The organism is Spirulina sp. CCY15215 (genome assembly GCF_016888125.1).
Lineage (GTDB): Bacteria > Cyanobacteriota > Cyanobacteriia > Cyanobacteriales > Spirulinaceae > CCY15215.
Genome location: NZ_JACSWA010000094.1, coordinates 1 through 277 on the forward strand (window position 1 = coordinate 1; position 277 = coordinate 277).

Here is a 277-nt window from a genome sequence, read left to right on the forward strand (position 1 = left end):
GTCGTTTTAGAACCGGGGTCTATTTTTAACTGACATTCATTAACTTCTCCTCCCTCTATGTCTTGAATAATAATTGTGAAGGGAAACTGTTTAAACATCTTAGCTCGTCCCGCTTTGAGTAATTTTCTGGCTCTGGCAGGATGCGTTGGGTTTAAGGGTTTCTTGTTTTTATTTAATACGAATACCCGCATGGGTTAACTCCTATTGCTAGGGTAAAGTGTGCCTCGACAATGTTATTTAGGCTTGTTAAGTACAACTCACTGGCTTAACTCTTAGA

1 protein-coding gene is annotated in these 277 nt (G+C 39.4%); it reads right to left on the minus strand.

Annotation, left to right across the window (positions count from 1 at the left end; translation table 11 throughout):
• A partial coding sequence (locus JUI58_RS00425; RefSeq protein ID WP_204101783.1) for an RRXRR domain-containing protein occupies nucleotides 1-191 on the minus strand: 191 nt, incomplete at its 3' end.
• Nucleotides 192-277 lie beyond the last annotated feature (86 nt).